Origin of the sequence: Mycolicibacterium septicum DSM 44393, from assembly GCF_000455325.1 — a bacterium.
Classification (GTDB): Bacteria; Actinomycetota; Actinomycetes; order Mycobacteriales; family Mycobacteriaceae; genus Mycobacterium; species Mycobacterium septicum.
On sequence record NZ_HG322951.1, the window covers coordinates 2,014,316 to 2,035,577 of the forward strand.

The 21,262-nt window shown below is 67.8% G+C and carries 22 protein-coding genes; 18 read left to right on the plus strand and 4 right to left on the minus strand.

The annotated features are described in order from the left end of the window. The first annotated feature begins 64 nt into the window (after positions 1-64). The 14 genes from pdxR to TX88_RS09545 all read left to right on the plus strand — a co-directional run bounded on the left by pdxR (position 65) and on the right by TX88_RS09545 (position 14,279). On the plus strand, positions 65-1,465 hold the full coding sequence (pdxR, locus tag TX88_RS09480) for a MocR-like pyridoxine biosynthesis transcription factor PdxR (protein ID WP_244438395.1): 1,401 nt from the start codon (positions 65-67) through the stop codon (positions 1,463-1,465). A 124-nt stretch (positions 1,466-1,589) separates the two neighbouring features. Then, positions 1,590-3,002, plus strand: a complete 1,413-nt coding sequence (locus TX88_RS09485; protein ID WP_044519250.1) for an NAD(P)H-hydrate dehydratase — start codon at positions 1,590-1,592, stop codon at positions 3,000-3,002. A gap of 14 nt (positions 3,003-3,016) precedes the next feature. After that, on the plus strand, positions 3,017-4,399 hold the full coding sequence (locus TX88_RS09490) for a glutamate decarboxylase (RefSeq protein ID WP_044516327.1): 1,383 nt from the start codon (positions 3,017-3,019) through the stop codon (positions 4,397-4,399). A gap of 70 nt (positions 4,400-4,469) precedes the next feature. Further along, positions 4,470-5,639 (plus strand): alanine racemase, encoded by a 1,170-nt coding sequence (gene alr, locus TX88_RS09495; RefSeq protein WP_044516329.1) that lies wholly within the window; start codon positions 4,470-4,472, stop codon positions 5,637-5,639. Next, entirely contained in the window at positions 5,636-6,724 is a 1,089-nt protein-coding gene (locus tag TX88_RS09500; protein WP_044516331.1) for an alpha/beta fold hydrolase, read from the plus strand. Before alr ends, TX88_RS09500 begins: the two co-directional genes overlap by 4 nt. Then, positions 6,717-7,184 (plus strand): tRNA (adenosine(37)-N6)-threonylcarbamoyltransferase complex ATPase subunit type 1 TsaE, encoded by a 468-nt coding sequence (gene tsaE, locus TX88_RS09505; RefSeq protein WP_044516333.1) that lies wholly within the window; start codon positions 6,717-6,719, stop codon positions 7,182-7,184. Before TX88_RS09500 ends, tsaE begins: the two co-directional genes overlap by 8 nt. Then, positions 7,181-7,819, plus strand: a complete 639-nt coding sequence (gene tsaB, locus TX88_RS09510) for a tRNA (adenosine(37)-N6)-threonylcarbamoyltransferase complex dimerization subunit type 1 TsaB (RefSeq protein ID WP_044519251.1) — start codon at positions 7,181-7,183, stop codon at positions 7,817-7,819. The genes tsaE and tsaB overlap by 4 nt, the downstream gene beginning before the upstream one ends. Then, positions 7,816-8,277, plus strand: a complete 462-nt coding sequence (gene rimI / locus TX88_RS09515; protein WP_044516335.1) for a ribosomal protein S18-alanine N-acetyltransferase — start codon at positions 7,816-7,818, stop codon at positions 8,275-8,277. Before tsaB ends, rimI begins: the two co-directional genes overlap by 4 nt. After that, positions 8,274-9,296: a tRNA (adenosine(37)-N6)-threonylcarbamoyltransferase complex transferase subunit TsaD gene (tsaD, locus tag TX88_RS09520; protein ID WP_044516336.1), complete on the plus strand. Its 1,023-nt coding sequence runs from the start codon at positions 8,274-8,276 to the stop codon at positions 9,294-9,296. The genes rimI and tsaD overlap by 4 nt, the downstream gene beginning before the upstream one ends. A 50-nt stretch (positions 9,297-9,346) precedes the next feature. Continuing rightward, complete coding sequence (locus TX88_RS09525) at positions 9,347-9,784, plus strand: nuclear transport factor 2 family protein (protein WP_044516338.1); 438 nt, start codon at positions 9,347-9,349, stop codon at positions 9,782-9,784. A 178-nt stretch (positions 9,785-9,962) separates the two neighbouring features. Further along, positions 9,963-10,265 carry a co-chaperone GroES gene (gene groES / locus TX88_RS09530; RefSeq protein ID WP_036390082.1) on the plus strand — a complete coding sequence of 101 codons (303 nt, stop codon included), beginning with the start codon at positions 9,963-9,965 and terminating at the stop codon, positions 10,263-10,265. 96 nt (positions 10,266-10,361) lie between these two features. Then, positions 10,362-11,981: a chaperonin GroEL gene (groL, locus tag TX88_RS09535; protein WP_044516340.1), complete on the plus strand. Its 1,620-nt coding sequence runs from the start codon at positions 10,362-10,364 to the stop codon at positions 11,979-11,981. 205 nt (positions 11,982-12,186) lie between these two features. Beyond that, positions 12,187-13,683, plus strand: coding sequence for an adenylate/guanylate cyclase domain-containing protein (locus TX88_RS09540; protein WP_044516341.1), 1,497 nt, complete (start codon positions 12,187-12,189; stop codon positions 13,681-13,683). Between the two features lie 116 nt (positions 13,684-13,799). After that, positions 13,800-14,279 (plus strand): SRPBCC family protein, encoded by a 480-nt coding sequence (locus TX88_RS09545; protein ID WP_044516343.1) that lies wholly within the window; start codon positions 13,800-13,802, stop codon positions 14,277-14,279. 5 nt (positions 14,280-14,284) lie between these two features. On the opposite strand, the gene TX88_RS09550 is transcribed toward TX88_RS09545, so the two are convergent. Together TX88_RS09550 and TX88_RS09555 are read right to left on the minus strand one after the other, a co-directional pair. Then, positions 14,285-14,797, minus strand: coding sequence for a hypothetical protein (locus tag TX88_RS09550; RefSeq protein ID WP_244438396.1), 513 nt, complete (start codon positions 14,795-14,797; stop codon positions 14,285-14,287). Between the two features lie 119 nt (positions 14,798-14,916). Continuing rightward, positions 14,917-15,585, minus strand: a complete 669-nt coding sequence (locus TX88_RS09555; RefSeq protein WP_162563111.1) for a hypothetical protein — start codon at positions 15,583-15,585, stop codon at positions 14,917-14,919. 43 nt (positions 15,586-15,628) lie between these two features. Here TX88_RS09555 and TX88_RS09560 point away from each other — a divergent pair, with 43 nt between their 5' ends. Both TX88_RS09560 and TX88_RS35555 read left to right on the plus strand, forming a co-directional pair. After that, positions 15,629-16,018, plus strand: a complete 390-nt coding sequence (locus tag TX88_RS09560) for a hypothetical protein (RefSeq protein WP_044516346.1) — start codon at positions 15,629-15,631, stop codon at positions 16,016-16,018. A 60-nt stretch (positions 16,019-16,078) separates the two neighbouring features. Then, positions 16,079-16,204 (plus strand): hypothetical protein, encoded by a 126-nt coding sequence (locus tag TX88_RS35555; RefSeq protein WP_280113222.1) that lies wholly within the window; start codon positions 16,079-16,081, stop codon positions 16,202-16,204. A 256-nt stretch (positions 16,205-16,460) separates the two neighbouring features. On the opposite strand, the gene TX88_RS09565 is transcribed toward TX88_RS35555, so the two are convergent. Beyond that, on the minus strand, positions 16,461-17,126 hold the full coding sequence (locus TX88_RS09565) for a DUF6891 domain-containing protein (protein WP_044516348.1): 666 nt from the start codon (positions 17,124-17,126) through the stop codon (positions 16,461-16,463). 153 nt (positions 17,127-17,279) lie between these two features. On the opposite strand from TX88_RS09565, the gene TX88_RS09570 reads away from it, so the two are divergent. Both TX88_RS09570 and TX88_RS09575 read left to right on the plus strand, forming a co-directional pair. After that, positions 17,280-18,737, plus strand: a complete 1,458-nt coding sequence (locus TX88_RS09570) for an FAD-dependent oxidoreductase (protein WP_044516349.1) — start codon at positions 17,280-17,282, stop codon at positions 18,735-18,737. 88 nt (positions 18,738-18,825) lie between these two features. Then, a complete protein-coding gene (locus TX88_RS09575; RefSeq protein ID WP_044516351.1) occupies positions 18,826-19,413 on the plus strand; it encodes an HD domain-containing protein in 588 nt (195 codons plus the stop codon). A gap of 3 nt (positions 19,414-19,416) precedes the next feature. On the opposite strand, the gene TX88_RS09580 is transcribed toward TX88_RS09575, so the two are convergent. Next, the gene (locus TX88_RS09580) at positions 19,417-20,868 is read right to left on the minus strand and encodes an amidase (RefSeq protein WP_044516353.1); all 1,452 of its coding nucleotides are present in this window, start codon (positions 20,866-20,868) and stop codon (positions 19,417-19,419) included. Positions 20,869-21,262: the final 394 nt, after the last annotated feature.

Genomic DNA, 21,262 nt, shown 5'->3' on the forward strand with positions numbered 1-21,262 from the left:
CAGGCTGGCGCCAATATGGTCCAACAAGTAGATCCAAGTTTGGACAACTGTCATGGACCAAATTGTGGGTGCAGATTTTCTGCAGCTCGACCCGGCGACCGCCCCGGCGCGCGGACTCACCGACTGGCTCGCGGATGCGCTGCGCACCGCGATCGCCGACGGGAGGCTCACCCCGGGCACCCGCTTTCCGCCGACCCGGGCGCTGGCCGGCGAACTCGCCGTATCCCGCGGTGTGGTCGTCGAGGCCTATCGGCGCCTGGCCGACGAGGGTCTGGTCAGCGGGCACTCGGGAGGGGGCACCCACGTTCTCGCGCAGCCGGTCCGGCGGCCCCGGGCAGAACCCACGCCGCCGCCATCGACGGTGTCGCGTCTGCCGCGGCCCCGCCTGCCCGCCGGTGAAGGAATCGATCTCTCGCCAGGTGTGCCCGATCTGTCGGCGTTCCCGCGCAGCACCTGGCTGCGCGCCGAGCGCGCGGTGCTGGCCGAGACCTCGCCGGAAGACCTCGGCTACGGAGACCCCCGCGGTCATCCGCGGCTACGGGCGGCACTCGCGCCATGGCTGGCCCGGGCCCGCGGCCTGCGGATCGAACCCGACGAGATCCTGGTGGTCGCGGGCGTCGCCCAGGCCGTCGCCCTTCTCGCCCGGCAGCTCTGCGGCGAAGGCCTCGACGCGATCGCCGTCGAGGATCCCGGCTCGCGCGGGGCGGTCGACGAACTCGAATACTGGGGTCTGCGCCCGGTGCCGGTCTCCGTCGACGACGACGGCATCCGCATCACGGAGCTGGCCGCCACCGGCGCACCCACGGTCTTCCTGACCCCGGCGCATCAGTTCCCGACGGGCGTGGTGCTCGGTCCGCACCGGCGCCGGGAGCTACTCGAGTGGGACGGGGAGCTGATCATCGAAGACGACTACGACGCCGAATATCGCTATGACCGGGCACCCGTCCCGGCCCTGCACCCGTCGGCGCCCGATCGGATCGCGTACGCCGGCAGCACCTCGAAAAGCCTGGCGCCCGCGCTGCGCCTGGGTTGGGTGATCGCGCCGCCGCGGCGCCGCCCGGACCTGGTGGCAGCCAAGCACGCCACCGACCTCGGCAGCCCGACCCTGCCGCAGCTGGTGCTCGCCCGGTTGCTGGAGTCGGGCGAGTACGACCGGCATGTCCGGCTGATGCGCACCCGGCACCGGGCCCGGCGCGACGCGCTGCTGGACGTGTTGTCGGTCGCGATGCCCGCGGCGAAGGTGAGCGGTGTTGCCGCCGGTCTGCACCTGCTCGTCACGCTGCCCGACGAAATCGACGATGCCGCGTTGGCCGACGATCTGCGAGCCGCCGGCGTCCTCGTGCATCCCGTGTCGTGGCACCGGCGGCTACCCGGACCACCCGGCCTGGTCCTCGGGTACGCGTCGCACCCACCCGACCGGTTGCGCGAAGCCGCAGCCACCATCGCGCGGATCGCGCGAAAGTGACGCAGTGGTCGTTCCCGCGCGTCGGTAGCAGCCATAGCGTCACTTTCGGTGACGTCCCGAGCAAACACACGTAACCTGTTGGCGCGCGGCAAAGTCGAACACATCTCGAGTGGAACGGGAGCTGATGCGGTACTACTACTCGGCCGATGCGATCCGTGCCGCCGAGGCCCCACTGCTGGCATCGCTGCCCGACGGTGTGCTGATGAGCCGCGCCGCGTATGGGCTGGCGACGGCGATCGCCATCGAACTGAAGCTGCGTACCGGTGGTGTTGCAGGGCGGCGCATCTGTGCGGTGGTGGGTTCCGGTGACAACGGCGGGGACGCCCTGTGGGCAGCGACGTTCCTGCGCCGCCGCGGAGCGGCCGCCGACGCCGTCCTGCTCAATCCGGACAAGACTCACGCCAAGGGCCTGGCCGCCTTCCGCCGCGCCGGGGGCCGCGTGGTGTCCGGTATCGCCGCAGCAACCGATCTGGTGATCGACGGAGTCGTCGGTATCTCCGGGCGCGGCCCGCTGCGTCCCAACGCCGCGGCGGTTTTCGAGGCCAACACCGCACCCGTCGTCGCCGTCGACATCCCCAGCGGCCTCGACGTGCAGACCGGGGCCGCCGACGGCCCGCATGTGCGTGCGGCCCTGACTGTCACGTTCGGCGGTCTGAAACCCGTACACGCACTGGGCGAATGCGGTCGCGTCGAACTCATCGACATCGGCCTGGACCTGGCGCCCAGCGACCTGGCTGGGTTCGAGGTGGCCGATGCCCGGGCCCGCTGGCCGATCCCGGGCCCGCACGACGACAAGTACACCCAGGGCGTGACGGGTGTGCTGTCCGGTTCGGCGACCTATCCCGGTGCGGCCGTGTTGAGCACCGGAGCCGCGGTGGCCGCCACCTCCGGCATGGTCCGGTATGCGGGAAGTGCTGGACCGCAGGTGCTTTCACACTGGCCCGAGGTGATCGCCGCGCCGAGCCCGCAGGAGGCCGGCCGGGTCCAGGCCTGGGTGGTCGGGCCCGGACTGGGCACCGACGAGACGTCGAAGGCCGCACTGCGGTTCGCGCTCGAATCCGATCTGCCGGTGATCGTCGACGCCGACGCCCTCACACTGCTGGCCGCCGACCCCGGGCTGCTCAGTGGACGCAACGCACCGACCGTGCTCACCCCGCATGCTGGCGAATACCAACGGCTGGCCGGTGATCCACCAGGTACCGACCGCGTCGCCGCCACCCGCGGCCTGGCCGAGCGACTCGGCGCCACCGTGCTGCTCAAAGGCAACGTCACCGTCATCGCCTCCGCTGGCGGAACCACGTATCTCAACCCGGCCGGCCAATCCTGGTCTGCCACAGCCGGATCCGGCGATGTGCTGTCCGGGATCATCGGTGCCCTGCTGGCGGCCGGACTGCCCGCCGGGGAAGCCGCCGCGGCGGCAGCCTTCGTCCATGCCCGCGCCGCCAACCTGTCAGCCGCCGATCCCGGTCCCAACCCGGCGCCGACCTCGGCGTCACGCATCCTCGCCCATGTCCGCGCCGCGATCGCCGCGCTGTAACGAAAAGGATCCCCATGCCGCACAAGCACCCTCGCACCCCGCACATCTCGCCGGCCTACACCGGCAGGTTGGCGATGTCCCCGGTTCCGTCGCTGCGCCTGCCTGACAAGTCGATGGATCCCGATGCGGCGTACCGCTTCATCCACGACGAGTTGATGCTCGACGGCAGCTCGCGGTTGAACCTCGCCACGTTCGTCACGACGTGGATGGACCCCGAGGCCGAGAAGCTCATGGCCGAGACGTTCGACAAGAACATGATCGACAAGGACGAGTACCCGGCCACCGCCGCGATCGAAGCGCGCTGCGTCAGCATGGTCGCCGACCTGTTCCACGCCGAGGACCTGAGCGACGAGGATTCATCGGCGGCCTGCGGAGTCTCGACCATCGGCTCCAGCGAGGCAGTGATGCTGGGCGGCCTGGCCATGAAATGGCGGTGGCGGGAGAAGGTCGGTAAGGACTGGAAGGGGCGGACCCCCAACCTCGTGATGGGCTCCAACGTCCAGGTGGTGTGGGAGAAGTTCTGCCGCTACTTCGATGTCGAGCCGCGCTACCTCCCGATGGAGGAGGGGCGCTACGTCATCACCCCCGAGCAGGTGCTCGACGCGGTCGACGAGGACACCATCGGCGTCGTCGCGATCCTGGGCACCACCTACACCGGGGAGCTGGAGCCGATCGCGGAGATCTGCGCGGCGCTGGATCAGCTCGCGCAGGACAAAAACCTGGACATCCCCGTCCACGTCGACGCCGCCAGCGGCGGATTCGTCGTCCCGTTCCTGCACCCCGACCTGGAGTGGGATTTCCGGTTGCCCCGCGTGGTGTCGATCAACGTCAGCGGCCACAAGTACGGGCTGACCTACCCGGGCATCGGGTTCGTGGTGTGGCGCAGCAAGGAATACCTGCCCGAAGACCTGGTGTTCCGGGTCAACTACCTCGGCGGGGACATGCCGACGTTCACCCTCAACTTCTCGCGGCCCGGCAACCAGGTCGTGGGCCAGTACTACAACTTCCTTCGGCTGGGCCGGGCCGGATACACCCAGGTGATGCAGTGCCTGTCGCAGACCGCGCGCTGGCTGGGGGACGAGCTGCGCGACAGTGAGCACTTCGAGCTGATCACCGATGGTTCGGCCATCCCCGTCGTCAGCTTCCGGCTCAAGGGCAAGCCGGGCTACACCGAGTTCGACGTATCGGAGGGGTTGCGCTCCTTCGGCTGGCAGGTGCCGGCCTACACCATGCCCGAGGGCGCCACCGACGTCGTGGTGCTGCGGGTCGTCGTGCGCGAGGGGTTCTCGGCCGATCTGGCCCGCGCGCTCAAGGAGGACACGATCACCGTGCTCGGGCGTCTCGACAAGCTGAAACCGAGCGGAGCGTTCGACGACCTGCAGCCGTTTGCGCACTAAAAAAGGGGCTACCGGTCCGCTGATCTGCCCCGATACCTGGCTCTGGGACAATGGTCGGCGGTGATATGACATGCAGACGACCGAACTCGAGACATCGCTGAACCCGCACGCATCGCCACAGGCGATGGTGGATCTCGGCGCGATCGACCACAACGTCCGCCTGCTGCGCGAACATGCCGGCGGCGCCCGGGTGATGGCCGTGGTCAAGGCCGACGGCTACGGGCACGGCGCCGTCCAGGTGGGCCGGGCCGCCCTGGCCGCCGGTGCGGCCGAACTCGGGGTGGTGACCATCGCCGAGGCGGTGGCGCTGCGGGCCGGCGGGATCACCGCTCCCGTGCTGTGCTGGCTGCACCCACCGGGCACCGACTTCGCCCCGGCGCTCGAGGCCGATGTGCAGGTCGCGGTGTCCTCGGTGCGCCAGCTCGGCGATGTCGTGGCGGCCGCGCAGCAGACCGGTCGCACCGCGACCGTGACCGTGAAGGTCGACACCGGGCTGAGCCGCAACGGCGTCAGCCCCGCCGATTTCCCCGATGTGATCGCCGCGTTGGGCCGCGCCCAGGCCGACGGTGCCGTCCAGGTGCGCGGCATCATGAGCCACCTGGTGCACGGCGACGAGCCGGACAACCCGTTCAACGACCTGCAGGGCAAGCGGCTCACCACGATGCGCGAGCAGGCCGCCGCCCAGGGCGTGGTGTTCGAGCTGGCCCACCTGTCCAATTCGCCTGCGGCGATGACCCGTCCGGATCTGGCCTTCGACATGGTGCGGCCCGGCATCGCGGTCTACGGCCTTAGCCCCATCCCCGAGCGTGGCGACATGGGGCTGATTCCGGCTATGACGCTGAAATGCCCTGTCGCGCTGGTGCGTTCGGTGCACGCCGGCGACGGGGTGTCCTACGGCCACCGGTGGATCGCCGACCGGGACACCACCCTGGCACTGCTTCCGGTGGGCTACGCCGACGGCATCTTCCGCTCGTTGAGCGGCAAGATCGAGGTGCTGATCAACGGCAGGCGCCGCCCGGCCGTCGGACGGATCTGTATGGACCAGTTCGTCGTCGACCTCGGGCCGGGCGGCACCGACGTCACCGAAGGTGATGAAGCGATCCTTTTCGGCCCCGGCTCCCAGGGCGAACAGACCGCCCAGGACTGGGCCGAACTGCTCGGCACCATCAACTACGAGGTGGTCACCAGTCCGCGCGGGCGGATCACCCGCACCTATCTGCAGGCAGGTCGCGGGCGTTGAGTCGCAATGCTCAGTGGCTGGCCGGTGCCGCCGGGCTCACCGCTGTGGGCACGGTGGCGGGCCGGTCGGTGGCGCGGTCGCTGACCCGCCGCAGGGCCGGTGAGGATCCTTACCTGGGTGAGGATTTCGAGCGCCTCGATGCCGACCGCAGTTCCGTGGTGACGACCGAGGACGGGGTGCCGCTGGCGGTTCGAGAGGTCGGCCCCAACGACGCACCGCTGACGGTGGTGTTCGCGCACGGTTTCTGTCTGCGCATGGGAGCCTTCTACTTTCAGCGCACCCGGCTGGCCGAACAGTGGGGTCCGCAGGTGCGGATGGTGTTCTACGACCAGCGGGGCCACGGTCAGTCCGGGGCCGCGTCGCCGGACACCTACACCGTCGAGCAACTCGGACGCGACCTGGAAGCCGTTCTGGCTGTGACGGTTCCGCGTGGGCCGGCGGTACTGGTCGGCCATTCGATGGGCGGTATGACGGTGCTCTCGCATGCGCGGCAGTTCCCGCACCGCTATCCGAAACAGATCGTCGGTGCCGCGGTGATCTCCTCGGCAGTCGAGGGTGTGGCCCGTTCGCCGCTGGGCGAGATTCTGCGTAACCCGGCGCTGGAGGCGGCGCGGTTCCTGGCCCGCTATGCCCCCGGCGCGGTGCATCGCACCCGCGGTGCGGCCCGATCGGTGATCGGGCCGGTCCTGCGTGCGGCGTCCTACGGCGACGAGGCGGTCAGCCCCAGCGTGGTCGAGTTCTCCCAGCGGATGATGCACGGCACCTCGATCACCACGCTGGCCGAATTCCTGCATGCCCTCGAGGTCCACGACGAGGCCGGGGCCCTGCGGGTGCTGGCGAAAGTGCCGACACTGATCGCCTGCGGTGACCGTGACCTGCTCACCCCAATGGAATACTCAAAGGCCATGGCCGCACAGCTACCCCGCTCCGAACTGGTGATCGTCGGGGGAGCGGGTCATCTGGTCCAGCTTGAGGAGCCCGTGGTGATCGACGACGCACTGGTCCGTCTGGTGGAGCGGGCCACCCCCTCCAAACTGGTCAGCCTGACCCGCCGGGTCCGCGACCGGGTCCGGTTCCGTGGCTGAACGCAGCGCGGGCACGGCCCAGTTGGCCACCACCGAGGACACCATTGCCCTGGGGGCGACGCTGGGTGCAGGGCTCAAGGCCGGTGACGTGGTGGTGTTGTCGGGCCCGTTGGGGGCGGGCAAGACGGTGATGGCCAAGGGCATCGCCCAGGCCATGGATGTGGACGGACCGGTGGTCTCGCCGGCGTACGTGCTGGCTCGCGTGCATCGCGCCCGCCAGGCCGGCCGGCCGTCGATGGTGCACGTGGACATGTACCGCTTGCTCGACCATCCCGGTGTCGATCTGCTGGGAGAACTCGACGCGCTCGACCTCGACACCGACCTGGACGACGCCGTGGTGGTGGTCGAGTGGGGCGAGGGTCTGGCCGAACGTCTTTCCGAACATCACCTGGACATCCGTATCGAGCGGGACACCGAAACCGAGACGCGCACGGTGATCTGGCAGTGGAGCGCCCCATGAACGTGTTGACCATCGACACCGCGACCCCGGCGGTCAGTGCCGGCGTGGTCCGTCGTGCCGAGGACGGCACGGTCGAAACCCTCGCCGAACGGGTGACGGTGGACGCCCGCGCCCACGCCGAACAGCTCACGCCGAATGTCCTGGGAGCTGTGGCCGACGCCGGGATCGCGGTTGCAGATCTGGACGCGGTCGTCGTCGGCTGCGGACCCGGCCCGTTCACCGGGCTGCGGGTGGGGATGGCCAGCGCCGCGGCGTACGGCCATGCGCTGGGCGTTCCGGTGCACGGGGTGTGCAGCCTGGACGCCATCGGAATCCACACCGACGGCGACGTTTTGGTGGTCACCGACGCGCGGCGGCGTGAGGTGTACTGGGCGCACTACCGTGACGGAGTCCGGGTCGACGGCCCCTCCGTCAACGCACCGGCCGATGTGGCGGCCGTGCTGCAGAGCTCGGTCGCCGCGGTGGCCGGTTCGCCCGAGCATGCCGCACTGTTCACCCTGCCTCGGCTCGACGTGGTGTACCCGACGCCCGCGGGCCTGGTGCGCGCCGTGACCGATTGGGATGACCCGCAGCCGCTGGTTCCGCTGTATCTGCGCCGGCCCGACGCCAAACCTTCTGTGGCGGCCCGGAAATGACCGTGTTCGACGCGCTGACCCGTGCCGACGCCGCGCGGTGCGCGGAGCTGGAAGCCAAGCTGTTCGTCGGCGACGATCCCTGGCCGGCCCGGGCGTTCCTGGCCGAACTCGACGCCAAGCACAATCGCTACATCGCGGCCCGCAGCGAGGGCGTGCTGGTCGGCTACGCCGGTATCTCCCGGCTGGGCCGAATGCGCCCGTACGAGTACGAGATCCACACCATCGGCGTGGACCCCGAGTTCCAGGGGCAGGGTATCGGGCGTCGGCTGCTCGACGACCTGCTCCACTTCGCTTCGGGCGGAACGGTTTTCCTGGAAGTTCGTACCGACAACGAACCAGCCATCGCTCTGTACGAGAGCGTCGGATTCGTCAACATCGGCCTGCGCAAGCGGTACTACCGCGTCAGCGGGGCCGACGCCTACACCATGCAACGCCTTCCCCAAGGGGACCCGAAGTGATCATCCTGGCCATCGAAAGTTCTTGTGACGAAACGGGAGTCGGCATCGCCGACCTCGCCGAAGATGGGACGGTTCGGCTGCTCGCCGACGAGGTCGCCTCCAGCGTCGACGAGCACGCCCGGTACGGCGGCGTCGTTCCCGAGATCGCTTCGCGCGCGCACCTGGAGGCACTGGGGCCGACCATGCGCCGGGCCATGGACACCGCGGGCATCGAGCGGCCCGACGTCGTCGCCGCCACCATCGGACCCGGGCTGGCCGGCGCGCTGCTGGTCGGGGTGGCCGCCGCCAAGGCGTACGCGGCCGGATGGGACGTCCCGTTCTACGGGGTCAACCACCTGGGTGGACACCTGGCTGCCGACGTGTACGACCACGGGCCGCTGCCCGAGAGTGTCGGCCTGCTGGTCTCGGGCGGGCACACCCATCTGCTGCATGTCCGGTCGCTGGCGGAGCCCATCGTCGAGTTGGGCAGCACCGTCGACGACGCCGCCGGTGAGGCCTACGACAAGGTGGCCCGACTGCTCGGGCTGGGCTATCCGGGCGGCCGGGTGCTCGACGAGCTGGCCCGCACCGGTGATCGCGACGCCATCGTGTTCCCGCGCGGGATGACCGGCCCGCGGGACGACCCGTACGTGTTCAGCTTCTCCGGTCTCAAAACCGCGGTGGCCCGCTACGTCGAGGCCCACCCGGAGGCCTCGCAGGCCGACGTCGCGGCCGGCTTCCAGGAGGCCGTCGCCGACGTGCTGACCGCCAAGGCCGTGCGGGCGGCCACCGACCTCGGGGTGTCCACCCTGCTGATCGCGGGCGGCGTGGCGGCCAACTCCCGGCTCCGTGAACTCGCCGAGGAACGCTGCACGGCGGCAGGGCTGACCCTGCGGGTGCCGCGGCCGCGGTTGTGCACCGACAACGGCGCGATGATCGCCTCGTTCGCCGCGCACCTGATCGCGGCCGGCGCGGCACCGTCGCCGCTGGATGCGGCCAGCGATCCCGGTCTGCCGGTGGTCAAGGGGCAGGTGGCGTGAGCCAACCGGCCGCCGCGACGGTGCGGCGGACACAGGAGGAGTGAGTGCGGATGTACGAAGACAAGCTTGAGGTCACCGAGCTGCTGTACCGCTATGCCGAGCTGATCGACGCCGGCGACTTCGACGGGGTCGGCGAGCTGCTCGGTCGCGGCGAGTTCATGGGGGTGGCGGGTGCACCGGCCATCGCCAAGCTGTTCGCCTCGACGACGCGTCGGTTCCCCGAGCACGGCAACACCCCACGGACCAGGCATTTGGTGCTCAACCCGATCGTCGACATCGACGGCGGGCGTGCCACCGCCCGCTCGACGTTCTGCGTCGTGCAGAACACCGACACCGTGTCGCTGCAACCGATCGTGGTCGGCCGCTACGCCGACGTGTTCGCCCGTGACGAAAACGGCTGGTATTTCACCGAGCGCAAAGTCGACGTGGAGATGGTCGGGAACGTGTCTGACCACCTCATGATGGATCCGAGCGCTTTCGCCCGGTAATCAGAGGCCACCCTTGAGTGCTAGCACTCGCATGTATAGAGTGCTAGGTGGCATGCGGCCTAAACCCCAGCGCCGGCACCCGCGACGACGGAGCGAGGGCACGGACGCTTGCCGAACACCTGGTAACCGGCATCTGGGGATCCCCCCGGATCCACACCCCGAAAAGTGGAGGGCTTCCATCGTGGCAGTCAACATCAAGCCACTCGAGGACAAGATCCTCGTTCAGGCCAACGCGGCCGAGACCACGACCGCTTCCGGTCTGGTCATCCCGGACACCGCCAAGGAAAAGCCGCAGGAAGGCACCGTCGTCGCAGTTGGCCCCGGCCGCTGGGATGAGGATGGCGAGAAGCGGATCCCCCTGGACGTTGCCGAGGGCGACACCGTCATCTACAGCAAGTACGGCGGCACCGAGATCAAGTACAACGGCGAGGAGTACCTGATCCTGTCGGCACGCGACGTGCTGGCTGTCGTTGCAAAGTAGTTCCGTAAAGGACCTCGTGTAACCGCCCCGGAGATCCCCGTGTTCAGCACGGGCGGTTTCCGGGGCGGTATGCGTTAGGAGTCATGAAAGAGACTTATGAGCAAGCAGATTGAGTTCAACGAGACTGCGCGCCGGGCCATGGAGGCCGGCGTCGACAAGCTCGCCGATGCGGTCAAGGTGACGCTGGGTCCGCGCGGCCGGAACGTGGTGCTGGCCAAGGCCTTCGGTGGCCCGCAGGTCACCAACGACGGTGTCACGATCGCCCGGGAGATCGACCTGGAAGATCCGTTCGAGAACCTCGGCGCCCAGCTGGTGAAGTCGGTGGCCACCAAGACCAACGACGTCGCAGGCGACGGCACCACCACCGCCACCGTGCTGGCACAGGCCCTGGTCAAGGCCGGCCTGCGCAACGTGGCTGCCGGTGCCAACCCGATCGCTCTGGGTCTGGGTATCGGCAAGGCCGCCGACGCGGTGTCCGAGGCCCTGCTGGCCGCCGCCACCCCGGTGTCGGACAAGACCGCCATCGCCCAGGTCGCCACGGTGTCCTCGCGCGACGAGCAGATCGGTGAGCTGGTCGGCGAGGCCATGACCAAGGTCGGTCACGACGGCGTGGTCACCATCGAGGAGTCCTCGACGCTGAACACCGAGCTCGAGGTCACCGAGGGCGTCGGCTTCGACAAGGGCTTCATCTCGGCCTACTTCGTCAACGACTTCGACGCCCAGGAAGCGGTGCTCGAGGATGCCGTGGTGCTGCTGCACCGCGACAAGATCAGCTCGCTGCCCGACCTGCTGCCGCTGCTGGAGAAGGTCGCCGAGAGCGGCAAGCCGCTGCTGATCATCGCCGAGGACGTCGAGGGCGAGGCCCTGTCCACGCTGGTCGTCAACGCCATCCGCAAGACGCTCAAGGCCGTCGCCGTCAAGGCGCCGTTCTTCGGCGATCGTCGCAAGGCGTTCCTGGACGATCTCGCGGTCGTCACCGGCGGCCAGGTCGTCAACCCCGACGTGGGCCTGGTGCTGCGTGAGGCCGGCCTGGACGTGCTGGGCTCCGCCCGGCGCGTGGTGGTGTCCAAGGACAGCACCGTGCTCGTCGACGGCGGTGGCTCCAAGGACGCGGTCGCCGACCGCGTCAAGCAGCTCAAGGCCGAGATCGAGACCACCGATTCCGACTGGGATCGCGAGAAGCTGCAGGAGCGGCTGGCCAAGCTGTCCGGCGGTGTCGCGGTGATCAAGGTCGGCGCGGCCACCGAGACCGACCTGAAGAAGCGCAAGGAAGCGGTCGAGGACGCCGTCGCGGCGGCCAAGGCTGCTGTCGAGGAGGGCATCGTCACCGGTGGTGGCGCCGCACTCGTGCAGGCTCGCTCTGCCCTCGAGAAGCTGCGCGGCGAGGTCAAGGGTGACGAGGCGCTCGGCGTCGACGTGTTCTCCTCCGCACTGTCGGCTCCGCTGTACTGGATCGCCACCAACGCCGGCCTCGACGGTTCGGTCGTGGTGAACAAGGTCGGCGAGCAGTCCAACGGGCAGGGCTTCAACGCCGCCACGCTGTCCTACGGCGATCTCGTCGCCGAGGGCATCGTGGATCCGGTCAAGGTGACCCGCTCCGCGGTGCTCAACGCCGCATCCGTGGCACGCATGATCCTGACGACCGAAACGGCCGTCGTGGACAAGCCGGCCGAGGAAGAAGATCACGGGCACGGCCATCACGGCCACGCTCACTAGAAGTAGTTCGTAGAACACCCCCGGTCCTGTTGGGCCGGGGGTGTTTTCGTCTGAGTTGGCGCACCGTGCGCCGAGTGTGCGCTGAGATCGCGTTTGACGACGGCGAAATGACGCTCTACGCGCACCCTCGATGATCTATGCGCAGACTGGCTGGATCTGCGCCAATAACCGCAGTTCAACCGGTGCGGCGATCTAGCCTCGCGGCATGGACCGGATCTTTCAGTGGGTGTGGGATCGGCACGGGCCGACGTACTCCTGGGCGATCTGCGCCCTCGTCTACCTTGCGGGGCTGTCGGTCCATCTCGCCTTCCCGTTGATCATCGTCGCCTTCGAGGGGTCCGATCGCTACGTGGAGGCGGCCATCATCACCTGTGTCGCGATGCTGGTGCGGGCATACCTGCTGGTTCTTCCCGGTTCGAAGCGGTTGCGCATGATCGAGAAGTGGGTAGCGGGCCACACGGTCGATCCGATGGACGCGCTTCGCGCCACCTACACCTACGCGCGAAGAACGACTGTTCGGGCGCTCGCCACCGACGTGGTCTGGGTGCCTTGCTTGGCGGTCGTTGTCGCCACCATCGCCGGGGCCACCGAGGGGCGACTGGTCCAGTACGCGATTGTCGGTGTCGCGTACGGAGCGGCCACGGGAGTGTTCGGTGTGCACAGCTTCAGTGAAGGATCACTGCGGCCGGTGAGGGCCGCCATCGCCGGTGACACTGGAATCGGGGACTCCCTGCCGCGCTCTCGCCCGACCTTTGCCGCGTGGTCCAACATCACCGTGCTCGCGATGTCGTTCGCTTTCGCGATCGGGGCCGCGATCACGGCGTCCGTAATCGACCGTGCCCGCGAGGATCCCGTCGTCTCCGTCGTGATCGGGTGCGTGCTGATGCTGATTTCCGGGCCCATCGCGGTCATGACGATCTCACCGATCTTGCGACCGATTCGCGACCTCGCACAGGGGACTGAGCGCGTTGCCGTCGGCGACTACAGCCAACGCCTGGCGGTGGTTCAGGACGACGACCTGGGTGCACTGTCGGCGTCGTTCAACCGCATGCAGGCGGGTTTGGCTGAGCGGCAACGGCTTCAGGCCGCGTTCGGGACGTATGTCGATCCGGTTTTGGCGGCGCGGCTGCTTGAGCAGGGTGACGACGTGTTCACCGGCGAGCGCCGCGAGGTGACGGTCTTGTTCGTCGACATCCGCGACTTCACGCCGTTCGCCGAGGCGAACACCGCCGAAGACACCGTTGCCCGGCTCAATGCGCTGTTCGAGATCGTGGTGCCCGCCGTGGTCGACGCCGGTGGGCATGTGAACAAGTTCCTCGGTGACGGTGCCTTGGCCGTCTTCGGGGCACCGAATGCTCTTGAACACCATGCCGATGCCGCGGTGCGCGCCGCCATGCTGATGCAGCGACTGGTTGCCGAATGCTTCGAGGGGGCGCTGCGAATCGGCATCGGCATCAACACCGGTGTGGTGATCGCGGGCACCATCGGCGGTGGAGGCAAGCTTGAGTTCACCTTGATCGGTGACACCGTCAATGTGGCGGCCCGCGTCGAACAGCTCACCAAGACGACAGGTGACTCGATCCTGCTGACCCAGCCGACCGTCGACGCCATGGATGCGCCCCCGCCCGGACTCGCCGACCGGGGGCTGCACGAACTGAAAGGCAAGTCGGCTGCCGTGAAGATCTTCGGGCTCAATCTGTAGTCCCGCCGAGTCTGCGCTGAGATCGCGGTTTTCGGCGAAAAAGCGATCTACACGCAGACTCGATGATCTACGCGCAGGCTCGATGAGTTTGTGCGCCACCGTCGGTCGGTACGGGTATGACTGACAACACCATGAGCACCGCATGCACCATCAACGCGCCGGCCGAGACCGTGTTCGCGGTGCTGGCCGACCCGACCACCCATCAGGCGATCGATGGCACCGGCTGGGTGCGAGAGTCGCTCGACGGCAAGCAGCTGACCGGCGCCGGCCAGGTCTTCCGGATGGCGATGTACCACGACAACTACGGGGGCATGCACTACGAGATGGCCAACCGGGTCGAGGTGTTCGAGCCTCCGCACGCGATCGCGTGGCTGCCGGGCCAAGGCGCTGACGACGCCGACCTCGACTTCGGCGGCTGGATCTGGCGTTACGACCTCAAGCCGCTCGGCGACGACCGGACGGAGGTCACCCTGACGTACGACTGGTCGGCGGTTCCGGCCGCCACTCGCGAACAGATCGAATTCCCGCCATTCGACCGGCAGCACCTTGACAACTCGCTCAAGCATCTCGCCGAGCTGGCGCAGGGCCGGGCGTAGTCCGACTAGCGCGTCGGCTGAATCGACACCAGCCGGAACGCGTCGGGCCGGGAGTCGTCGGGTGTGAACCGGACGAGGAGACTGCCGGGCGGAAACTTGGTGGCCAGCTCATTCAGCGTCCTGGGCAGAAACACCTTGGCCTTCGCATTGCCGTACCAGTTGGGGTCGGCGGGGGAGGTGTCGAGGTTGCTGACGCTGTCGATCTCGGCGTCCCAGCGTTGAACCGGGTCCGGCGGTGTGTCTCCGAATCCCGCCGACTTCAGGTACGCGTCTGTGGGCCCGGCAAGGGTGACCGCAGCCCCGCCGCCATCCGGCGTCCCGGTGATCGTGCCGTCGACGACATCGGCGGTCACCGAGGTCAGCCGGGCTGCGCAGACGTTGTCGACGACGCTGGGCGGTACGCAGAAACCGGGCAGCGGATCCCCGTGGGCCGGCGCGACATTCAGGAGTGCCGGGACGACGAGCGCAGCCGTGGTGGCACCGATGGCGGTCATCGCACGGCGGCAATTGTTCGGCATCGCGGTATCCCTCCTCCAGTTTGGGCGTGGTCGATCCACTGAACTGTATTTCGGCTCGTACCCCGCAGGAGTTACCCGAAGCCGCCCGCCGGGGTAAAGCCGCAGCTCAGTGTCGAGGATCAGGACACCAGTCGCAGGTGCCGGCGCGCGCGAGTGTGGTCGGCGACATCAGTGCGCGAGTGAACGGACACCAGCGAGCCCGAACGCACCGTTCCAATCGGTCCAGCCTTGGCGAAACGTGCTAATTCCGTCGTGCGCAAGGTGATTCCCGCTTTCGCCTGACGGTAACCGATGCGCACGCCCGTGGCCCCCACGGCGAACAGACCGCCGAGCCCGGGCAATGCCGCGGAGATCAGCGCCCACAGTGACATGGCCACAAGGGCGGTGACCGCTTTCTGGGTCGGCGTGGCCTTCGCATTGAAGGGACGCCACGCGTCGGCGAGCACCGGGGCGGCGCCCTGCAGCATCGAGGTCAACGAAGTGATGACCTCGTCGAGGCTGAAGTCCGACGCCAGGGCATCTGCGGGAGTAGGTGATCCGACCTTCATCGATGACGAATACGCCAGGATCTTCTTCAGGAGAGTGACGATCGAGTTGTACGAAAGTGCGGTCAGCGGCTGCGCGGCGCCGGCAGCGGGCGTAGCCCACGAGAGGCCGAACATGTCGCAGATCTGTGACGCCAGTTGGATGACGGCGTCGACCGTCGACGACACCAGCATCCTCAAGAGGTAGACGATGGCATGCCGGACCTCGGGTGTCGTGGCCTGCGTAGCCGGCTGTTCTGACACCAAATCCGATGTTGCCGCCGGGTCTGCGGCAGGCGCAGCGTCCGTGGCGGCCACGGTGTCAGGGGCACTGGCAGGGGCAGCGCTCGACGCGGCATCCGGCGTCGTCGCCGAGTTCGAGGTGGTGCCGTCGCTCTCGACGTGTGACGTCGGTTCGGTCGTGCTCAGGGCAGCCGCGGGCGGTGTGTTTTCGACGGTGTCCGAGCCGGATGTCGATTCGGACTCTGCCGGGGCGGACCCGGAGGCCGACGGTGCCGGAAGGTCGACCACCACGGGATCCAGATTCAAGGTGGTCGGGATCTGTGGGTCGGTCGAATCAACGAGACTCCCGAGTGTCCCGGTAATCGTTGACGGCTCGGATTTCGTGGCACTCGAGTCGTCGGAAGAACTCGACGTGGACTCTGAGGTGCTCCCGCTGACCCCGGTGTTCGTTTGAGCCGAGACGGTCGAATGGGGCCGATCATCGCTCTGGCCGGCACCGGAGGTGCTGGTTGTCGTGTGTGGCGCATCGGTGGTGTTCGACGAGGTCAACGCGGTGCTATTCGTGTTCGACGAGGTCAACGTGCTGCTGTTCGTCGACGAGGCGGTATCGCTGTCGCTGTCCGAGTTGTTGGTGGCCTGATTCGAATCTGACGAAGAATCGCCGTCGGCGCGGGCCAGAGGGACCGTAACGCTCACACTGCTCATCACGAGTCCGGCAGCCACCAGGCACGCACCCGTAAGCAGGTGAAAACGTGTGTGAATCGCGGTCTCCTTGCAGCGGATGTCATTCGTTTGGCCACTGCAGCGGAGATCAGGTGTGACGTAGCTAACAGTAGTGCTCAATTTTGGAGCCGAATCGAGAACCCTGTCAATAACGAAAAAGGGCGGTTACAGCCTCAGCTCTCGATCGGCGCGTACCAGTCGGCGTTGGTGAGCAGCACCCGCGTCCCCAGGTCGCGGTTCCACTCCGGCTCGATGCCGTGGCGTCGCACGATGGGGAACACGGTCTCGTCGAGCAGCCGGGCGACGTCGCTGAAGTACAGGTCCTCCTTCGCGCCATCGCTGAGCTGGTTGTATGCGTCCTCGTCGAAGTTCTCCGGCTCGAACGCTCCATAGCCGACGTAGGTGCTGCCGTCCTCGATCAGGCGGTCGGTGTCCTGACTGTGGAAGTAGATGAACCCGCTCCAGTGGCGGCTGTCGTCGCGCTCGTCGCCGATCTCCGCCGAGGCGCAGGTTCCGCAGCAGGAGAAGTCGGCGCGGGCGATGACGCCGTTGGCGTTCAACTCGTCGAACGCCGCGCGGGTCCGCGACCGGTAGTCGCCGATCTCGGTCTGCTGGCGCAGTCTCGCCTCGCGCAACGCGGCGAAGGAAGTGGTGAGCTGCTCTTCGGTGAGTTCGTAGTCCTCGGCATAGGTCTCGAGGAACTCCTCGACGTCGTCGTTGCCGGTGACCAGCATGCCCCAGATCTCGGAGGTGAGAGTCGCGCGGTCCTCTGCGTCCAACGGAAGATCGGGCAGTGTGGCGTGGGCCGGGACGGCGTTCGGGTTCGACGATGCGCTCACGCGCTGGCCTCCAGGTGTGCTGTCGGAACCGGGCGAATTTGCCCGGCGGTGGCGATCGTAGCGTCGGGCGGTGACGAATCGGTTGTGGGACTCCCGGCGCGACACGCCCTGCTACGCGGCGGTTTTTGACGCTGAGTAGCTCACAATGCGGACATGACGGAACCGCGGGAGTCGCCGCGTGGTATCTCACGTCAGACGTTCCTGCGGGGCGCCGCCGGGGCATTGGCCGCCGGAACGGTGTTCGGATCGACCCGGGCCAGTGCCGATCCCAGGGCCTCCGGTTGGGGTGATCTGGCCGCCGCAATCCGGGGGCCGGTGATACTGCCCGACAGCGGCGGGCAATTCACCTCGGCCAAGGCGGTTTTCAACACCAACTTCAACGGCCTGGCGCCCGCGGCGGTCGTCGCCCCGAGTTCGGTGGCCGATGTGCAGAGGGCAATGGCCTTCGCGGCCAACAACAATCTCAAAGTCGCTCCGCGCGGCGGCGGGCACTCGTATGTGGGCGCGTCGACGGCGAACGGCACCATGGTCCTCGACCTGCGCCAGTTGCCCGGCGACATCAACTACGACGCCGGTACCGGACATGTCACGGTGACACCTGCGACCGGTCTGTATGCGATCCACCAGGCTCTCGCGGGGGCCGGCCGGGGAATCCCGACAGGTACCTGTCCGTCGGTGGGCGCGGCCGGCCATGCCCTGGGCGGCGGGTTGGGCGCCCAGTCACGCCATGCGGGCCTGATGTCCGATCAATTGGTGTCGGCGACGGTGGTGCTCCCCGGTGGCGGGGCCGTGACCGCCTCGGCGAACGAGAACCCCGACCTGTTCTGGGCGTTGCGCGGCGGGGGCGGTGGCAACTTCGGAGTGACGACGGCGCTGACCTTTGCCACCTTCCCGACCAGCGATGTGGATGCCGTGAGCCTGCACTTCCCGCTGCAGTCTTTCGCGCAGGTTCTGGTCGGCTGGCAGGCCTGGCTGCGTACCGCTGACCGCAGCACCTGGGCACTGGCCGACACCGTCACCGACCCGGGTGGCGCGCACTGCCGCATCCTTGCGACCTGCCTGGCGGGATCGGGTGACGCCGTCGCGGCCGGCGTCGTCAAAGCGGTCGGGCAGCAACCGACCGGCGTCGACAAGCACACGTTCAACTACCTGGACCTGGTGCAGTACCTGGCCGTCAACAACCTCAACCCGTCGCCGCTCGGCTATGTCGGCGGATCCGACGTCTTCCAGTCGATCACCCCGGCCGTCGCGCAGGGGATCGCCGCGGCGTTCAACGCTTTTCCCAATGGTGCCGGCCGTCCGTTGGTGATCATGCATACGCTCGACGGTGCGCTCGCCACGGTGGGTCCGGGGGACACCGCCTTTCCGTGGCGGCGGCAGTCCGCACTGGTCCAGTGGTACGTCGAGAACTCCGGCTCTCCGGCGGCGGCGTCCCAGTGGCTCAACACCGCCCACCAAGCGGTCGCGCCGTATTCGGTGGGCGGTTACGTCAACTATCTCGAGGCGAACCAGCCGGCATCGCGATATTTCGGCGCCAACCTCTCTCGGCTGGCCGCCACCCGGCAGAAGTACGACCCGGGTCGGATCATGTTCTCGGGCCTGAACTTTTGATGTAGCCATCCTCGGTTCCACCCGCGTATGGACGGAACGCGCGCTGCGCGGCGTTATGTTGATCATGGGTTCTGGGAGAGAAGGCGCGATGGACGAGACGGCTCCGCAGACACCGGCGGCTACAGCGGCCCTTGCAGTGGCAACACGGTTCTACTCGCCCGCGTTGCTCAATCACTGCATCCGTTCGTACCTGTGGGGTGCGACGTACGCAGCGGCACACGGCATCGCCTTCGACGACGAGCTCTACTACGTCTCGGCGTTGCTGCACGACATCGGTCTGACCGACCCGTTCGACAGTCACCGGGTGTCGTTCGAGGAGGCGGGTGGGGATCTGGCCTGGGTGTTCGGGGTGGCCGCCGGCTGGTCTGCCGACCGGTCGGCCCGGGCGACGGAGATCATCGTGCTGCACATGCGCGACGACGTTTCGGCGGCGGCCGATGCCGAGTCACATCTCTTGCAGGTGGCAACGGCGTGGGACGTCGTCGGACGACGACCAGAGGAGTTTCCCACCGCAGTGAGGGCCGAGATACTCGCTCGCTATCCGAGGAAAGCGTTCGGCACCGAATTCATTGCGTGCTTCGAGGATCAGGCGAAGCGCAAACCGGGCGGCGCCGCAGCCGCGTCGGTGGCCAACAACGGTGCCGAACGCATCAGGGCCAATCCTCTGGACACCTAGGTCCTATGCCGGTGCCTGGAAGCCGCCGATCTGCTGCTCGAGCAGTTCGGCCAGCCGCAATGGCGTGCGGTCCTCGAACATCGGACCGATGAGCTGCACACCCACCGGCAGTCCCTCGGCGGACTGCCCCGCTGGTATGGCGGTGGCTGGCAGGCCGGGCATTGTGGCCAGACCGGCCCAGACGAGCTGGTCGAAATAGGGGTAGTCGGTGCCGTCGATGTCGAGCCGACGTGCCAACAGATCTGGATCGTGGTCGTGGGGGAACGCCGGAGTCGGTGTGATCGGACAGACGACGGCATCGAATTCGCCGAACAGTTGTCGCCAGCCCTGTCGGTGGATCTCGCGCCGGTTGTTCAGTTCGATCCAGTCGCGGTGGCTCAACACCATCCCGCGCAGCCGTGCCGCGTCGAGGCTCTGGTTCTCAGGACCGAGGCCGGCGGCGCGGGTCCGCAGTTGCTCATATGAGTCGACGGGGAATCGTGCCGTGGAACCGGAAAACAGCAACTGGGTATACAGCGCTGCGGCTTCGGCGAGATCGGGCAGCGCCGGACTGTGTCGTTCGACGCGGGCACCGCCGGAGACAAGGGCGTCGGCCACGCGGTCTATGGCGGCGCGCACCGCGGCACCTGTGGCAATGCACGGATGCTCCTCGAGGACCAGGACCCGGAAGTTGCCGAGTCTCTCGTGGCGCGGGGGCGGCAGCGTCATGGTGTGTGCCAGACCGAGCGTGAGCGGGTCCGGTCCGGCCATCACGTCGAGCAGGAGGGTGAGGTCGCGGGCAGTGCGCGCCATCGGACCGACGACAGCGAGGTCGTGGTCGGTGGGCAAGGCCGGTGCGGGCGGCGCGGTCATCCCGCGCATCGCTGTCAGCCCGAGTGTTGGCTTGTGCGCGTAGACGCCGCAGAAATGCGCGGGAGTACGCAGCGAACCGGCGAGGTCGGAGCCGATGGACAGCGCACCGAATCCGGACGCCAGGGCGGCCGCCGATCCACCCGAAGATCCGCCCGACGTACGACTGTGATCCCACGGATTGTTGGTGGTGCCGTGGATCTCGTTGAAGCTCTGCACATCTTGGAGTCCGAACGGCACGTTGGTCTTACCGAGCACCACCGCGCCGGCAGACTTCAGCCGCGACACCTGGACCGCGTCCTCGGCCGGTACGAAATCCCGGAACTGCGCCGTGCCCCAGGTCGTCGGCAGCCCGGCGACGTTGTAGGACTCCTTGACCGTCAACGGAATACCGAGCAGCGGCCGATCCTCACCTCGCGCGCGCGTGTGGTCGGCACGCCGCGCGGTCTCGCGCGCGCGCTCGAAGTCGCGCACGCAGATGGCGTTGATCGCCCCGTCATCCCGCTCGATCCCAGCGATCGCCGCCTCGGTCAGTTCCGCCGAGGACACCTCACCAGCGCGCAACGCGGCCGCCAATTCTCCGGCCGACCGAAAATTCCACTCCATGAATCCGACGCTAACGACTCACCGCCGAAGCCATAAAATCCCTCTTCCCGCAACGGAAAATCCGTGGAGACCGGTCCGATGGCCGATCCGCGTTGCGGGCGGAAATGCGTTCATCGTCGTGCGAAAGCGCCCCCGAATTGTTTTCCGAGTCAACAAGAGTCGGGACAAAATTCCCTGCAAGGGCGTCAATACTCCACATACTCGCTGGTAGTGCGGTATACATCCGTGCATATGGGTTGCTGGACCCCGGCCGAACTATTTGAGGGGGCGGGCGTGCGAACATCACAGCGCTACCTGGTTTTGGGACTGTTACCGGCGATGCTCCCGTTCGGGGTCGTCACCACCATGGCACCGCCGGCGAGGGCGGAATGCACAACTTCGGGCTATGCCACGG

Excerpts from the sequence above, each read along its gene's own strand:
- TX88_RS09490 (WP_044516327.1), top strand. The coding sequence starts at position 3,017 with ATGCCGCACAAGCACCCTCGCACCCCGCACATCTCGCCGGCCTACACC.
- TX88_RS09570 (WP_044516349.1), top strand. The coding sequence starts at position 17,280 with ATGACGGAACCGCGGGAGTCGCCGCGTGGTATCTCACGTCAGACGTTC.
- rimI (WP_044516335.1), top strand. The coding sequence starts at position 7,816 with ATGACCGTGTTCGACGCGCTGACCCGTGCCGACGCCGCGCGGTGCGCG.
- TX88_RS09525 (WP_044516338.1), top strand. The coding sequence starts at position 9,347 with ATGTACGAAGACAAGCTTGAGGTCACCGAGCTGCTGTACCGCTATGCC.
- TX88_RS09545 (WP_044516343.1), top strand. The coding sequence starts at position 13,800 with ATGACTGACAACACCATGAGCACCGCATGCACCATCAACGCGCCGGCC.
- TX88_RS09580 (WP_044516353.1), bottom strand. The coding sequence starts at position 20,868 with ATGGAGTGGAATTTTCGGTCGGCCGGAGAATTGGCGGCCGCGTTGCGC.
- alr (WP_044516329.1), top strand. The coding sequence starts at position 4,470 with ATGCAGACGACCGAACTCGAGACATCGCTGAACCCGCACGCATCGCCA.
- tsaB (WP_044519251.1), top strand. The coding sequence starts at position 7,181 with ATGAACGTGTTGACCATCGACACCGCGACCCCGGCGGTCAGTGCCGGC.
- TX88_RS09550 (WP_244438396.1), bottom strand. The coding sequence starts at position 14,797 with ATGCCGAACAATTGCCGCCGTGCGATGACCGCCATCGGTGCCACCACG.
- TX88_RS09575 (WP_044516351.1), top strand. The coding sequence starts at position 18,826 with ATGGACGAGACGGCTCCGCAGACACCGGCGGCTACAGCGGCCCTTGCA.
- TX88_RS09540 (WP_044516341.1), top strand. The coding sequence starts at position 12,187 with ATGGACCGGATCTTTCAGTGGGTGTGGGATCGGCACGGGCCGACGTAC.
- TX88_RS09485 (WP_044519250.1), top strand. The coding sequence starts at position 1,590 with ATGCGGTACTACTACTCGGCCGATGCGATCCGTGCCGCCGAGGCCCCA.
- groL (WP_044516340.1), top strand. The coding sequence starts at position 10,362 with ATGAGCAAGCAGATTGAGTTCAACGAGACTGCGCGCCGGGCCATGGAG.